10 protein-coding genes are annotated in these 13,599 nt (G+C 68.5%); 4 read left to right on the forward strand and 6 right to left on the reverse strand.

Going from position 1 to position 13,599, the window contains the following annotated elements:
- The first annotated feature begins 115 nt into the window (after positions 1-115).
- The 4 genes from CCN37_RS09175 to CCN37_RS09190 all read left to right on the forward strand — a co-directional run bounded on the left by CCN37_RS09175 (position 116) and on the right by CCN37_RS09190 (position 7,278).
- Complete coding sequence (locus CCN37_RS09175) at positions 116-2,722, forward strand: glycoside hydrolase family 2 TIM barrel-domain containing protein (protein ID WP_086820265.1); 2,607 nt, start codon at positions 116-118, stop codon at positions 2,720-2,722.
- A 100-nt stretch (positions 2,723-2,822) separates the two neighbouring features.
- Positions 2,823-5,501 (forward strand): exo-beta-D-glucosaminidase, encoded by a 2,679-nt coding sequence (locus CCN37_RS09180; RefSeq protein WP_143261519.1) that lies wholly within the window; start codon positions 2,823-2,825, stop codon positions 5,499-5,501.
- A 101-nt stretch (positions 5,502-5,602) separates the two neighbouring features.
- Positions 5,603-6,229, forward strand: coding sequence for a superoxide dismutase (locus tag CCN37_RS09185; protein ID WP_086820267.1), 627 nt, complete (start codon positions 5,603-5,605; stop codon positions 6,227-6,229).
- 5 nt (positions 6,230-6,234) lie between these two features.
- A complete protein-coding gene (locus CCN37_RS09190; protein ID WP_086820268.1) occupies positions 6,235-7,278 on the forward strand; it encodes a glucose 1-dehydrogenase in 1,044 nt (347 codons plus the stop codon).
- 9 nt (positions 7,279-7,287) lie between these two features.
- Here CCN37_RS09190 and CCN37_RS09195 read toward each other — a convergent pair whose 3' ends face one another.
- The 6 genes from CCN37_RS09195 to CCN37_RS09220 are packed head-to-tail and all read right to left on the reverse strand — an operon-like array spanning position 7,288 to position 13,477.
- Positions 7,288-9,423 (reverse strand): bifunctional diguanylate cyclase/phosphodiesterase, encoded by a 2,136-nt coding sequence (locus CCN37_RS09195; RefSeq protein ID WP_246842909.1) that lies wholly within the window; start codon positions 9,421-9,423, stop codon positions 7,288-7,290.
- Between the two features lie 41 nt (positions 9,424-9,464).
- A complete protein-coding gene (locus tag CCN37_RS42305; RefSeq protein WP_371503854.1) occupies positions 9,465-10,130 on the reverse strand; it encodes an SAM-dependent methyltransferase in 666 nt (221 codons plus the stop codon).
- Between the two features lie 19 nt (positions 10,131-10,149).
- On the reverse strand, positions 10,150-10,953 hold the full coding sequence (locus tag CCN37_RS09205) for an SAM-dependent methyltransferase (protein WP_210407936.1): 804 nt from the start codon (positions 10,951-10,953) through the stop codon (positions 10,150-10,152).
- A gap of 28 nt (positions 10,954-10,981) precedes the next feature.
- A complete protein-coding gene (locus tag CCN37_RS09210; protein WP_086820270.1) occupies positions 10,982-11,788 on the reverse strand; it encodes an SAM-dependent methyltransferase in 807 nt (268 codons plus the stop codon).
- Between the two features lie 45 nt (positions 11,789-11,833).
- Positions 11,834-12,649: an SAM-dependent methyltransferase gene (locus tag CCN37_RS09215; protein WP_086820271.1), complete on the reverse strand. Its 816-nt coding sequence runs from the start codon at positions 12,647-12,649 to the stop codon at positions 11,834-11,836.
- Positions 12,650-12,664: 15 nt separating this feature from the next.
- On the reverse strand, positions 12,665-13,477 hold the full coding sequence (locus tag CCN37_RS09220; RefSeq protein WP_086820272.1) for an SAM-dependent methyltransferase: 813 nt from the start codon (positions 13,475-13,477) through the stop codon (positions 12,665-12,667).
- Positions 13,478-13,599 lie beyond the last annotated feature (122 nt).

Genomic DNA, 13,599 nt, shown 5'->3' on the forward strand with positions numbered 1-13,599 from the left:
AGGGCTTTCCCGCAGGCGGGTCCTTCGTAAGACGTCTTGTCAAAGCGCCGGGAAACAGGCAAGGGTGTTAACGGATACCCCCTGTCCACCGCCGCCATGGTTGCCAGGAGTCCTGATGTCCCGACGTTCCCGCTGGCTCGTGGCCGTCGTCGGCCTGAGCCTGGTCGTCCCCCTACTACCGGTGACCAGCGCGGTCGCCCAGGAGCACACCGTCACAGCCGCCCCGGACCAGCCCGGCGGCGTGCGCACGATCCCCGACTGGCGGATGCAGACCTCGCGCTCGGTCTCCGGCGGCGGTGACGTGATCTCCCGCCCCGGGTTCACCGACGTGAACTGGCTGAAGGTCCCCGCGCGCTCCACCGTGATGGCCGGGCTGATCGCCAACCGGAAGTACCCGGACCTGAACTACTCCACCAACATGAAGCAGGTCAACGCGGCCGACTTCGCCGTGCCGTGGTGGTACCGCAAGGGGTTCACGGCCGACCCGGTTCCCGGCAGGCACACGTTCCTCAAGCTCAACGGCGGCGTGCTGGCCAGGGGCGAGGTCTGGCTCAACGGCACCAAGATCGCGGGCACGGACAAGGTCATCGGCGCCTACCCGATCCGCGAGTTCGACGTGACGAACCTGATCCGCAAGGGGGACAACGCGATCGCCCTGCGCGCGGACTCCGTCGACCCGCAGCGGGACCTGACGATCCACTTCATCGACTGGGCGCAGTTCCCGCCCGACCGCAACCAGGGCATCTTCCGCGATGTCACGCTGGCCAGCTCAGGAGCCGTGTCGCTGCGCAACCTCCGCGTGGACAGCGACCTGCCGCTGCCGAGCATGGCCAGCGCTGACGTCACCGTGAAGGTCGACGCGCGCAACAACACCGACAAGCCGCAGACCACCGAGGTCTCCGGCACCGTGGACGGCAGGGCGTTCAAGCAGCAGATCTCCTTGTCCGCCAAGCAAACCAGGACCGCCGCGTTCACGCTGAAGCTCGACAAGCCGCGTGTCTGGTGGCCGTTCCAGATGGGCGAGCAGCCGCTGTACGAGGCGTCGGTCGCCGCGACGGTCGGCGGAGCGGCATCCGACACTGCGAGGACGACCTTCGGAATTCGTGAGATCGACTCGAAGCTTATTCAGGGTGGTCGGCAGTTCTTCGTGAACGGGCAGCCGTTCCTGGTGCGCGGTGGCGGCTGGGCGTCGGACCTGTTCCTGCGCACGGATCTCCGCAAGATCGAGGACCAGTTGAAGCTGACCAAGGCGATGGGGATGAACACCATCCGCCTTGAGGGCAAGCCGGAGAACGACGAGCTGTACGACATGGCCGACAGGATGGGCATCATGCTGCTCACCGGCTGGGAGTGCTGCTCGAAGTGGGAGTCCTACGACACGTTCACCGCCGAGGACAACCGCGTCGCCGGGGAGTCGGCGGAGAGCGAGGCGCGGCGGATTCGCAACCACCCCAGCATGATCGGCTTCCTGATCGGCAGCGACTTCGCCCCGCCCGCCGCGCAGGAGAAGATCTACCTGGACGCGCTGAAGCGGGCCGAGTGGAACCTGCCGATCATCTCCTCCGCCAAGGCGCTCAGCTCGCCGCAGCTCGGCAGTCCCGGGATGAAGATGGAGGGGCCGTACTGGTGGGTCCCGCCGAACTACTGGTACAACAAGCAGAAGGGCGGCGCGTCCGGCTTCGCGTCGGAGATCGGCCCCGGCCCGACCATCCCCGAGCTGGACAGCATGCGGAAGTTCTTGCCGCCCAACGAGATCGACGCGCTCCGCGACTACAACGCGAAGCACTACCACCTGGCGCCCTCCGACACCTTCAGCAAGCTGTCGTTCTGGGGAACCGCGCTCGACGGCCGCTACGGCAAGCCCACGAGCACCGAAGACCTCGTGCGCAAGGCACAACTGGCCAACTACGAGGTCAACCGCGCGCAGCTGGAGGCGTTCGGCCGCAACTTCTCCGACGCCGACAGGCCGTCCACCGGCGTCATCTACTGGATGCTCAACAGCGCGTGGCCGACGTTGTACTGGAACCTGATCGACCACAACCTGGCCACGGGCGGCTCGTACTTCGGCGCGAAGACCGCGCTGCGGCCGTTGCACGTGCAGTACTCCTACGACGACAACTCGCTGGCCGTCGTGAACACCGGACTGCGCGACACCACTGGGCTGACCGTGCAGGCGACGGTGTTCAACCTGGACGGCACGCAGAAGGCCGACGTCTCGCAGCCGGTGACCGCGAAGGCGAACGCGTCGGTGCGCACGGGAACGCTGCCCAAGCCGAGTGGCCTGTCGAGCACGTACTTCGTGCGGCTGCTGCTCAAGGACGCTTCGGGCAAGGTCGTCGACCGCAACGTCTACTGGCTGTCCACCAAGGCCGACAAGCTGAACTACGCGGACTCGACCTGGTACCACACGCCGCAGACGGAGTACGCCGACCTCAAGGGGCTCAACGACCTCCCGCAGGGCTCGGTGACCGCGACGACGGCCGGGAACAAGGTCACCATCACCAACAATGGTGCCAAGGTCGCGTTCTTCGTGCGGGCCTCGCTGCGCGCGGGAGCCGGTGGGCCGGAAGTCCACCCGACGACGTGGTCGGACAACTACGTGACCCTGTGGCCGGGCGAGTCGACCACGCTCACGGCCGAGTACCGCGCCTCCGACCTGGGCGGCAAGACCCCGCACTTCCAGGTCTCCGGGCACAACGTGCCGAAGGTGGAGGTCCGCTGATCCCAGGTTGAACCCGGGTTGAGCCCGCGCGGCGGTGAGTTAAAGATTTACTTCGTTAGGAGCCTTGTCGAAATCGGTTCACGCGGGAAAAGTGCCGCTCATGTTCCGACGCAAGGCCCCATGGCTCGCCGCCGCGCTCGGCCTCGCCCTGCTCGCGCCCGTCCCCGCCGCGCTCGCGCAGCAGGACGAGCGAGCGGTCGGCTTCAGCGCGCCAACCGCTCTCGGTCAGACGGCAACCGTGCCGGACTGGCGCATGCGCTCCTCGGCAGGACTCACCGTCGAGGGCGACCACATCTCCGTGCCCGGCTTCCCGGAGCGGGGCTGGCTGCGGGTGCCCGCCCGCTCCACCGTGATGGCCGGGCTGATCGCCAACCACAAGTTCCCGGACGTCAACCACTCCACCAACCTGCAACAGGTCGACGCCAAGGACTTCCAGGTCCCGTGGTGGTACCGGCGCGACCTGATCGCCGTGCCGGTCCCCGGCAGGCACACGTTCCTGCGGCTCAACGGCGGGGTGATCTCGCGCGGTGAGGTGTGGTTCAACGGCACCAAGCTCGCGGGCACCGACAAGGTCGTCGGCGCGTACCCGATGCAGGAGTTCGACGTCACCAAGCTGCTGCGCTCCGGCCGCAACGCGCTGGCGATCAAGGCGATGCCCGCCGACCCGTTCCGCGACCTCACGGTGAGCTTCCTGGACTGGAGCCCGCTCGCGCCGGACAACAACATGGGCATCTGGCGGGACGTGAACCTCACCTCCACCGGGCCGGTGTCGCTGCTCGACCCGCGCGCGCTGCCCAAGCTCCAGCTGCCCGACATGCGCAGGGCCGACGTGACGGTGAAGGCCGAGGTGCGCAACAACACCGACCGGCCGATCACCACCACGGTCGGCGGGGACATCGAGCGCGAGCGCTTCGAGCAGCGGATCACCTTGGCGCCCAAGGAAACCAGGACCGTCGAGTTCGAGCCCGTCCGCATCGACAACCCGCGCGTGTGGTGGCCGGCCCAGTTCGGCGAGCAGCCCAGGTACACGCTGAACCTGCGCGTGGCGGGCTCGGACAGCGCCAGCCGCAAGTTCGGCATCCGCGACGTCGGCTCGTTCCTGACGCCGGAGGGCTACCGCAAGTTCACCGTGAACGGCAAGGACTTCGGCGTCCGCGGTGGCGGTTGGGCATCGGATCTCTTCCTGCGCACGCAGCCCGGCCGGCTCGCCGACCAGCTGCGCTACGTCAAGGACCTCGGGCTGAACACCATCCGCCTCGAGGGCAAGGAAGAGGACCATGAGCTGCTGGAGCTGGCCGACAGCATGGGCCTCATGCTCATGCCGGGCTGGGAGTGCTGCACGAAGTGGGAGGCGTGGGCGAAGAAGAACCCGACGCACCCGTGGACGGCCGAGGACGACCGCGTCGCGGCCGAGTCCGCCACCGCCGAGGCTCGCCGGTTCGTCAACAGCCCGAGCATCCTGGCGTTCTTCATCGGCAGCGACAACTACGCCACCGCCGCCATCGAGAAGCTGTACCTGGACGCCTTCCACAAGGTCGACTTCCGGGTGCCGGTAATGCCGTCGGCCGCGCGCAGGCCGTCCTCCCAGCAGCCGCCGCCGATCACCGGCGAGGCCGGGATGAAGATGGACGGGCCGTACTGGTGGATCCCACCGAACTACTGGTACGAGAAGAAGAACGGCGGCAACTACGGCTTCGCCTCCGAGACCGGGCCCGGCCCGATGATCCCGGAGCTGGACAGCCTGCGGAAGTTCCTCACCGAGTCCGAGATCGACGACCTCTGGCGCAAGCCGGACCAGGCGCACTACCACCTGGCGAAGAAGGAGGTCTTCTCCAAGCTGACCGATCTCACCAAGGCGATGACCAACCGGTTCGGACCGATCAAGGACCGCGAGGACTTCCTCCGCAAGGCCCAGTTGTCCAACTACGAGGCCAACCGCGCGCAGTTCGAGGCGTACGGGCGGGACTTCTCCGCCGCGGAGAAGCCTGCGACCGGCGTCATCTACTGGATGCTCAACAACGCGTGGCCGACGCTGTACTGGCACCTCTACGACTACGAGCTGGGCACCAACGGCTCGTACTTCGGCGCCAAGAAGGGGCTGCGCCCGCTGCACGCGCAGTACTCCTACGACGACAGGTCGATCGCCGTGGTGAACACCGGTCTCGACGAGGTCTCCGGACTGACCGTGGAGGCGACCGCGCTCGACCTCGCGGGGACCGTGCTCTCGTCGGAGACCATGCAGGTCACCGCGAAGGCCAACGCGTCGGTGCGGGCGATGACCGTGGCGAAGCCCGCTTCGGTCAGCGGCGGGTACTTCGTGCGCCTGGTGATGAAGGACGCGCGCGGGAACGTCGTCGACCGCAACGTCTACGCACTGTCCACAAAGGACGACAAGGTGGACCACAGCAAGGTCACCTGGTGGCACTCCCCGACCGTCGAGTACGGCGACATGAAGGGGCTCCAGGACCTCCCGGCCACCCAACTGTCTACAAAGGACGCTCGGTCGCGGGTGCGCGGCGACAAGGCCGTCACCGAGGTGACCCTGCGCAACGACTCCAAGACCGTCGCGTTCTTCCAGCGCGCAAGCCTGCGCAAGGGCACCGGTGGCGAGCAACTGACGCCCGCGACGTGGAGCGACAACTACGTCACGCTCTGGCCCGGCGAGCAGACCACGATCCACGCCGAGTACCGAATGTCCGATCTGGGCGGCAGGACTCCCCACATCCAGCTCTCCGGATGGAACAGCGCAGCAAGGGAGGTAGCCGCCCCGCTCCGCTGAACGCCGTTCGGGGTTGGGTGGCCCCGGTCACGCTTGACCTCAAGCGAGGTGGAGGTCCGATGATCTCCTCGTCAGCGCTGTCGCGGATGAGGAGATCATCAATGGCCCTCTACACCCTGCCCGACCTGGACTACGACTACTCGGCTCTGGAGCCGGCGATCATCGGCGAGATCAACGAGCTGCACCACTCCAAGCACCACCAGGCCTACGTCACCGGCGCGAACCAGACGCTGGAGAAGATCGACGAAGCCCGGGACAAGGAAGACTTCGGCTCCATCGTCGGCCTGGAAACCACCCTCGCCTTCCACCTCGCCGGACACGCCCTGCACCAGGTCTGGTGGAAGAACCTCTCCCCCAACGGCGGCGACAAGCCCACCGGCGAGCTCGCCGCGGCAGTCGATGAATTCTTCGGCTCCTTCGACGGCCTGCGCGCCCAGCTCAACGCCGCCGCCTCCACCATCCAAGGCTCCGGATGGGGCATCCTCGCCTGGGAGCCGGTCGGTCAGCGCCTGGTCACCCAGCAGCTCAAGGACCACCACTCCAACCTGTCGATCGCCACCACCCCACTGCTGGCCTTCGACGCCTGGGAGCACGCCTACTACCTCCAGTACCGCAACGTGAAGGCCGAATACTTCAACGCGCTCTGGAACGTCATCAACTGGAACGACGTCAACAAGCGCTTCGAAGCCGCACGGGCTGGCAAGAACGGGCTGCTGCTGGAACCCTGAGCGGTGTGAGAGCGGCGACGGTTGTACCCGGCAAGCCCGAACTGGCCGACATCAGCGAACTTCCCGATCCCGTTGCCGCGCAAGGAGAACTCCTGGTCGCGGGACTGCTGGTCGGGGTGTGCGCGACGGACGCCGAGATCGTGCACGACGGCTTCGGCCGCGTCCCGCCGGGCAAGGACCGGATGGTGCTCTTCCACGAATCGCTCGGCCGGGTGCTCGACGCGCCACCGGAAAGCGGCTTCGCGATCGGAGATCACGTCGTGGGCGTGGTGCGCCGCCCCGACCCGCGACCGTGCGAGCCGTGTTCGAACGGACAGTGGGAGTTCTGCGCCAACGGGGAGTACACCGAGCGCGGGATCACCGAACTGGACGGCTACGGCGCGCAGCGGTGGATCGTGCCGCCGGAGTTCGCCGTGCACGTGGACTCGGCGCTCGGTGAGCTGGGGGTGCTCACCGAGCCCGCGTCCGTGGTGGCCAAGGCGTGGGACCAGGTCGACCGCGTCGGCGCACGCATCGAGGCCGCGCCCCGCACCGCGCTGGTGACCGGGGCGGGCCCGATCGGCTTGCTGGCAGCCATGATCGGCACGCAGCGCGGTCTGGACGTGCACGTGCTCGACCGCGTGCGGGACGGCCGCAAGCCCGAGCTGGTGCGGGAGCTCGGCGCCACCTACCACCACGACCTCGACGCCGTCCCGGTCCAGCCGGACGTGGTGATCGAGTGCACGGGCGCCGCCCGACTGGTCTTCGACGTGCTCGGCCGCACCGCGCGCAACGCCGTGATGGTGCTGACCGGGATCTCCGGCGACACCGACGAGATCCCCGTGCCGGGCGCGGCGATCAACGACGCCATGGTGCTGCGCAACACCGCGGTGGTGGGCAGCGTCAACGCCGGGATCGAGCACTACCGCGAGGCCGCGCGGGCGCTCTCCGCCGCCGATCCGGCGTGGCTGGAGCGCCTGATCACCCGCCGCGTGCCGCTGTCCTCGTGGACCGACGCGCTCACCCGCGCCGAGGACGACGTCAAGGTCGTGATCGACCTCCGCCGGTGAAGACTCCCGCTACGCGTGCTCGGTGATCAGCTCATCGATCTGCGCGGGCGGGCCCGGCCTGGCGAAGAACCACCCCTGGCCGGAGTCGCAGCCGATCGCGCGCAGGCGCTGGGCCTGGGGCGCGGTCTCCACGTTCTCCGCCGTCACGGTCAGCCCGAGCGTGTGCGCCAGCGACACCAGCGTCGCCACGATCTGCTGGTCCACGTCACCCGCGTCGGGCCCGGAGTGCGTGCGCAGGCCCTCCACGAACGAGCCCGCGATCTTGAGCTCGTGCACGGGGAGGTTGCGCAGGTAGGCGAGGTTGGAGTAGCCCGTGCCGAAGTCGTCGATGGCGATCCGCACGCCCATGTCGTAGAGCGAGCGCAGCGCGTCCAGCGGCTCGTCCGCGTTGCCCATGATCGCGCTCTCGGTCAGCTCCAGCTGGAGCCGCTGCGGGCGCAGCCCGACCTTGGACAGGATGCGCGCGACGTCGTAGACCAGCCGAGGATCGCGCAGCTGCCGCACGGCCAGGTTGACGCTGACGAACGGGGCGTCGGCGCCGAAGCGCTCCTCCCAGTCCTTGGCCTGCGCGCACGCCTGCTCCAGCACCCACAGGCCGAGCGGGACGATCATCCCGGTCTCCTCGGCCAGCTCGATGAAGCGGTCAGGGGCGAGCCTGCCGAACTCCGGGTGCTGCCAGCGGACCAGCGCCTCCACACCCGCGACACGCATGTCGGCCAAGCGCACCAGCGGCTGGTAGTCCACGTAGAACTCGCCGCGCTCCAACGCCGAGGGCATGGTCGCGGAGAGGGTGAACCTGGCGACCTCGCGGGCGTTGCGCTCGGCGTCGAACTGCGCCCAGCGCGAGCGCCCGTCGGCCTTGGCCCAGTACAGCGTGATGTCGGCGTCGCGCATGACGTCGGCGGGCGTCGTGCCGACCACCTCGCGCTCGACCAGGCCGATGCTGGCGGAGACGGTCAGCTCGTGCTTGCCGACCTTGATCGGCTTGGTCAGCCCGTGCAGCACCTGGTCGGCGACGGTGATGACGTCCTCGGTGGACCGGGTGTTCTCGATCAGGATGACGAACTCGTCGCCGCCCATCCTGGCCACCATCCGGCCCCGCCCGGAGACGTAGGTGTCCAGCCGCTGCGCCACCGCGACCAGCAGCTGGTCGCCGACGTCGTGGCCGAGGCTGTCGTTGATCACCTTGAAGCCGTCGAGGTCCAGGTAGCAGAGGCCGACACGGGTCTCGCCGTCCGCGTTCTCGAAGACCCTGGCCAGCTGGTCCATGAACAGTGAACGATTGGACAGACCGGTCAGTGGATCGTGCAGCGCCTGGTGCCGCAGCCGGGTCTGCAACAGGTGCCGGTCGGTGACGTCCTCGACCATGACCACGACGTAGTTCGGCGCGCCCTGCTCGTCCCTGATCAGCGAGACGGTGAGGTTGGTCCAGATCTCCGCGCCGTCGCCGCGCACGAAGCGCTTGTCCACGCGGAAGTGCTCGCGGTGCCCGCGCACCAGCTCGTTGTAGAGGCGCCACACCTCGGCGGCGTCGTCGGAGAGCATGAAGTCGCGGGCGCGGCGCTTGCGCAGCTCGTCGAGGCCGTAGCCGAGCATCCGCTGCAACGAGGCGTTGGCCTCGACGATCCGGCCGCGCACGTCGCCGATGGCGATGCCGATCGCGGCCTCGGCGAACACCGCGCGGAAGCGGGCCTCGCTGGCCCTGCGCGCCTGCTCGGCGGCGTCGCGCGCGTCGAGAACGGCCTGCCGGATGGCTTCCTGCTCGTCGAGCGTGCGCTCGCGCAGCGCCTGGGCGTAGCCGGCGGAGAGCGCGCCCTGGAGGGCGGCGACGCGGACCTGGAGCCGTTCGTCGCCCTCCAGGCCGAGCTCGCTCAGCAGCTCATCGCCCAGCAGGGCGACGCTGCGGCTCAACGTCTCGATCCCGGTGAAGTGCGCGTTGACGAGGTGGAAACCGACCTCGCGGGCAGGCGTCGAGCGGAAGGGCTCGGCGAACAGCGCCTGCACCAGCCGCTCGGTGTAGAGCAGCAGCAGCTGCTCGGTCTCGGCGAGGCTCAGCGAGACGTAGCTCGTGCCCGCGATGGACCGGACCCAGGTGCGGGCGAACCGGGCGCACGCGGGCTGCTCGGACTCGGCGGCCGGGGTCACCAGCAGCCTCCCGACAGGAAATGACTCGTTGTGCGAACCACTCATATTCTCAGCCCGACCGTGGTGTGCGAACCGGATCTCTCGGGCTTTTTTCCGACCTCCCCTTGGGAGTCTGGCCGGGATAGCGCCGAAAAGACGACACCCTGTTCAACAAGTTCGAAGCCGGGATGGCGGAGGGCGCTCTCGCCACACTCACCGGACCAGGGCCGATGCCCATCCAACCGGTACAGATCCGACACGCCTTGTCCTTCTTCCGCGGTGTGTTCCCCAGCACTGCGCGGCTGTAACGGAACACTTCCAGGGACCACTGGCCCGTGGCGAGTTCGAATGCTTCCCACGGGGTCCCCGGAATCGGGAACGAAATGCGGAGCCACGACGCGTCCACTCGCCGGGGGCCTCGCGCGGTCACCACCAGGGCTCCCGGCAGGGCCGTGGGCGAAGGTTACGGGGTGGCCGTCAGCACGGACAATCCGGCAGCCAGGGTCAGCCTTCCGGGCTACTTCGTGCACGTTGCTGACTCTAGGTATTCCTAAGTGCGCCTTGGGGAACTGCCGACACCCGGTAGTGCGGACGCCAGGGGAACGCGTCAAGCCATGATGACCCGTTGCCCATCCGTGCTCGCCCACCGCACACCCCTCGTTACTCGGGGTTAGAAGCGTAACCCGCCCGGTCAGGCCGAGACAGGTCACAAGGTATGCAATTCTCACGTTCCACGCCGATTGTGGTCTAGACCTTATACCCCACGCCGACGAGGCCCGCAAAACGCTCCGGTTCGTATGCGAGATCCCGTACCGAGTCCGGACGCCACAGCGGCAATCTGGCCAAACCCGGTTCCACGAGCGAGAAACCCGAGAAGAACTCGGAGATCTCCTCGGAAGTGCGCGAAACAAGGTCGAGCCCGGCGCGTTCCATCAGCTCGACGCGATCCTGCGCGGTGTCGTCGCTCGTGGTGAACGAGGCGTGCGAAATCGCGAGGTAGCTCCCGGGAGCGACGGCGTCGCGGTACTGCTCGACCACCTTGTACGGCTGTTCGTCGTCCGGCATGAAGTGCAGAACGGCCAGCATCAGCAGCGCGACGGGCTGGTCGAGGTCGATCAGCGAGCGCACCTCGGGCGAGACCAGGACGGCCCTCGGGTTGCGCATGTCCGCCTGGATCGCGGCCGCCCTGCCGTTGCCGACGAGCATCGCCTCGCTGTGGGTCACCGCGACCGGGTCCACGTCGACGTAGACGACGCGGCAGTCCGGGTTCTGCTCCTGCGCCACCTCGTGCACGTTGGCCACGGTCGGGATGCCGGAGCCGAGGTCGATGAACTGCGTGATGCCCTGCGCGACGCAGAAGCGGACCGCCCTGCGCAGGAAGGCCCGGTTCGCCCGCATGATCATCGGCAGGTCGGGGAGCAGGTCGATGGCGCGCCGCGCGACCTCGCGGTCGATCGCGAAGTTGTTGTCGCCACCGAGGAAGTAGTCGTACATCCGAGCCTGGCTCGGCTTGCTCAGATCGACCTCGGACGGCGCCCAGGTTGGCCGCATCACCGACACACCTCCTCCCTTCCTGCCCTCAACGCTTGACTCCCACCCCGGCGTAGCCGGTCGCCCGCTGCGGATCGGTGTCCACCTCGTCCTCGGGGTCCGGCCGCCAGCGCCCGAACCAGACCAGTCCCGGTTCGACGAGCTCGAACTCGCCGAACATCGCCGTGATCTCCGCCTTGGACCGCCACCACATCGGCGTTCCCGTCCTGCGGTAGAGCTCCGAGTGCTTGAGCGCCTTCTCCGGCTGGCCCTCGAACGTCGCGTGCGAGATGGCCAGCATGCTGCCCGGCACGAGGGCCTCGCGGTAGTAGCGCGTGATGTCCTGCGGGTCGTCCTCGTCGGAGACGAAGTGCAGCACGGCGAGCATCAGCACGGCGACCGGCTGGTCGAAGTCGATGAGCCTGCGCACGTCGGGGTCGTGCAGGATCTGGTCCGGGTAGCGCATGTCGGCCTGGACCACGGTGGTGTTGCGGTTGTCGGCGAGGATGGCCCGCGAGTGCGCCACCGCGATGGAGTCGATGTCCACGTAGGCGGTGCGGCAGCTCGGGTCCGCGCGCTGGGCGACCTCGTGCACGTTGCCGACCGTGGGGATGCCGGAGCCGATGTCCAGGAACTGCCGGATGCCCTGGGAGACGCAGTAGCGCACGGCGCGCCTGAGCACGCCCCGGTTCTCCTGCATGATCTTGGGCAGGTCGGGCCACTGGCGGATCGCCTCGTCCGCCTGGTTGCGGTCGACCTCGAAGTTGTGCGACCCGCCGAGGTAGTAGTCGTAGACGCGCGCGGCACTCGGCTTCGACAGGTCGATCTCCGCTGGCGCCCAGCTCGGCAGTGCCACCGCTGCTCCGTCCCTCCGACTCGTTGGTTCCGGCTTCCCGTGCGTTCAGCCCTTGCGGCCCACTCCCCCGTACACGCTCATCCGGTGCGGGTCGAGTGCGTCGACCTCGAAGGAGTCTGGTCGCCACTCCGGCAGTGGGACCACCCCTGGTTCGAGCAACTCGAAGTCACCGAACAGATCCAAGACCTGAGAGCGGCCCCGGAACCACAGCGGTGTGCCGAAGCCCGCGTAGAGGCTCTGGTGCGCGAAGGCCCGCTCCGGCTCGATGTCGTCGGCGCCGTGGGAGAGCGCGAGCAGGCTGCCGGGGGCGAGCGCGTCGTGGTACTCGCGCACCAGGCCCCTCGGGTCGTCCGCGTCCGGGATCTGGTGCAGCACCCCGAGGGTGAGCAGCGCGACCGGGCGGCTGAAGTCGATCACCCTGCGGACCTCGCTGTCCCGCAGGATCGTCTGCGTGTCACGCAGGTCCGCCTGCAGCACGGTGACCCCGGCGCAGCCCGCGAGCATCGCCCGCGAGTGCGCGACGGCGACCGGGTCGATGTCCACGTAGACCACGCGGGCCCCGGGATCGGCGCGGCGGGCGACCTCGTGCACGTTGCCCGCGGTCGGGATGCCCGAGCCGATGTCCAGGAACTGGCGGATGCCGTTGCGCACCGCGCAGCGCACCGCCCTGCGCAGGAAGTCCCGGTTGGCGCGCACCATCGCGGGCAGCTGCGGCCACTGCGCGATCGCCCGCCTGCCGTACTCGCGGTCGATGGCGAAGTTGTGCGAGCCGCCGAGGTAGTAGTCGTAGAGCCGGGCACAGCTCGGCCGCGTCAGGTCGATCTGACCTGGCGCCGTGCTCCGAACCGAGACCGCTGTCATCTCCCGCCGCTCCACTCAGTTCCGAATTCCGAGACCCGCGTACCCGCTGAGCCGTTCCGGGTGCTCCCACTCCTCGTCCGGCGACTCCGGCCGCCACTGGCTCAGGTAGACCAATCCGGGCTCGACCAGGTCGAAGCCGGTGAAGAACCCGGCGATCTCGGCGGCCGGGCGCATCCAGATCGGCGTCCCGGTGCGGTGGTAGAGCTGCTCGTGCGCGGTGGCGCGGTCCGGGTGGCCGTCCGCGGTGCCGTGCGAGATGACCAGCGGGCTGCCGGGGGCGAGCACCTCGGAGTACTCCGCGAGCAGCGCCGCCGGGTTGTCGTTGGGCGAGACGAAGTGCAGCGCCGAGACCATCAGCAGCGCCACCGGCTCGTCGAAGTCCAGCAGCTCGCGCACTGCGGGGTCGTCGAGCACCTGCTCCGGCTTGCGCAGGTCCGCCTGCACGGTCGCGGTGCGCGGCGCGCGGGACTCGGCCAGCAGCGCCCTGGAGTGCGCGACCGCGATCGGGTCGATGTCCACGTAGACGACGCGGCAGTCGGGGTTGGCGCGCTGGGCGACCTCGTGCACGTTGCCCACCGTCGGAATGCCGGAGCCGACGTCCAGGAACTGGCGCACACCAAGGGAGACGCAGTGCCGAACGGCCCTGCGGAGGAAGGCGCGGTTGGCCTGCATGATCTTGGGCAGCTCCGGCCAGAGCGCGATCGCCTGCCGGGCCTGCCGCCGGTCCACCGCGAAGTTGTGGGAGCCGCCGAGGTAGTAGTCGTAAACGCGTGCGGTGCTCGGCTTCGTGAGGTCGATGTCACCGCACACCCAGGTAGGACGATCCACCGATGCCCCTCCCCGTTTTTGCCACTGTGGCGAGGATATGACAGCTCGACGGTCACTCACCGGGATCGCGGCGATGCAAAAGGTGAGCGTGCCCTGTTGTCCGCCGAGCGGTCATCTGGACA

This window comes from Allokutzneria sp. NRRL B-24872, assembly GCF_002155965.1.
Lineage (GTDB): Bacteria > Actinomycetota > Actinomycetes > Mycobacteriales > Pseudonocardiaceae > Allokutzneria.

What these genes read in the sequence shown, in the direction of transcription:
- CCN37_RS09175 (WP_086820265.1), top strand. Translation starts at nt 116, where the DNA reads ATGTCCCGACGTTCCCGCTGGCTCGTGGCCGTCGTCGGCCTGAGCCTG.
- CCN37_RS09205 (WP_210407936.1), bottom strand. Translation starts at nt 10,953, where the DNA reads ATGCGGCCAACCTGGGCGCCGTCCGAGGTCGATCTGAGCAAGCCGAGC.
- CCN37_RS09180 (WP_143261519.1), top strand. Translation starts at nt 2,823, where the DNA reads ATGTTCCGACGCAAGGCCCCATGGCTCGCCGCCGCGCTCGGCCTCGCC.
- CCN37_RS09185 (WP_086820267.1), top strand. Translation starts at nt 5,603, where the DNA reads ATGGCCCTCTACACCCTGCCCGACCTGGACTACGACTACTCGGCTCTG.
- CCN37_RS09215 (WP_086820271.1), bottom strand. Translation starts at nt 12,649, where the DNA reads ATGACAGCGGTCTCGGTTCGGAGCACGGCGCCAGGTCAGATCGACCTG.